The sequence below is a fragment of the Mesonia mobilis DSM 19841 genome, assembly GCF_000423405.1.
In the GTDB taxonomy this organism is placed as follows: domain Bacteria; phylum Bacteroidota; class Bacteroidia; order Flavobacteriales; family Flavobacteriaceae; genus Mesonia; species Mesonia mobilis.
Genome location: NZ_AUHX01000047.1, coordinates 1 through 1,491 on the forward strand (window position 1 = coordinate 1; position 1,491 = coordinate 1,491).

Sequence of the window (1,491 nt, forward strand, 5' to 3'; positions counted from 1 at the left end):
GCGGACACAACCGCGCAAGCATAAAAGTCGGTAATTTTAGCTATCTTAGTTTTTAACCAACCCGCAACTGATTGTTATACAAGACCGTTGGTAAAAATGCATAATTACAGCGTGGTAAACTTCAAGTTTATTTCCAAAATAATCTTTTTTTTTGAACGAAAACTTAAAGAAAATTGACGAATCTAAACGGATAAAAGATCACTCAGATGAAAAACTGTTTGACAAAACTTTGCGCAGAGAAGATTAAAAATTCAAAAGAAAATCAGAACTCAGCTGAAAAACTTACTCAAACTCGATAAACTGGAACCGATAAATTGTTGCGGATAAAAAATTTTCAGCACTACTCTATTTTTCAAAACTTTGTGGAGAAAAAATAAGCTGACTAAAACGCTCAGAAACGATAAAGTGGAATCGAAAATCTGGACGGAAAAGCACTTTAACCAACAACGTTTATCTTCAATCGTGGCTTTGTGTCCTGCGGACACAGACGCTCACGCGTCAAAGTCATTTCTTTTTACTATCTTCATTTCTTAAATTCCCACAACTGAAAGATAAACAAAACCGTTGTGGTTAATGTAAAAAAACCGAGAAACTAAATGAATAAAACAATATTTGAGATTACTAAAATGGACTGTCCTTCAGAGGAAAATCTAATCCGAATGAAATTGGACGGAATTTCAAGTATTGCGAATTTGGACTTTGACATTCCGAACCGAAAACTGACCGTTTTTCATAGCGGAGAAACTGACCAAATTGAAAAGTCAGTTATCGAACTGAATTTAGGCGGAAAGAAAATCTCGACTGAACAAACTGACCAAACGGAATTTAATGAAAATGAAAACCAAAAAAAACTACTCTGGTCTGTACTTGCCATAAATTTTGCGTTTTTCATAATTGAAATGACAACAGGAATAATCTCAAAATCAATGGGATTGGTTGCCGACAGTTTAGATATGCTTGCGGACAGTTTCGTTTACGGAATTAGCTTGTTTGCGGTTGGCGGAACAGTAATAAAGAAAAAACGGATTGCCAAACTTGCTGGATATTTTCAAATAACACTTGCAATTATTGGATTTGTAGAAGTTTTAAGGAGATTTTTCGGAGACGAGAAATTACCTAACTTTTCGACAATGATTATAGTTTCAATTTTCGCACTTATTGCAAACGGAATTTGTCTTTACATTTTACAAAAATCAAAAAGTAAAGAAGAGGCACATATGAAAGCAAGTATGATTTTCACATCAAACGATGTGATTATAAATTTAGGAGTAATAACAGCTGGACTTTTGGTAAACTGGTTGAGTTCAAGCAAACCTGATTTGATTATCGGAACAATAGTTTTTGTTTTGGTAATTCAAGGAGCTTTTAGAATTTTAAAATTGAGTAAATAAATAAAAAAAACACTAACCACAACAACGGTAACCGTTGCACAAGCCTTTAATTCTTAGAAAATCTCACTTATTTAAACCGCTTTTAGGAGGTTTTTTGTTT

Annotated in this window: 1 protein-coding gene; it reads left to right on the forward strand. The window is 33.5% G+C overall.

The features are described from left to right. Nucleotides 1–596 precede the first annotated feature (596 nt). On the forward strand, nt 597–1,391 hold the full coding sequence (locus G551_RS0112330) for a cation transporter (protein ID WP_027885844.1): 795 nt from the start codon (nt 597–599) through the stop codon (nt 1,389–1,391). Nucleotides 1,392–1,491 lie beyond the last annotated feature (100 nt).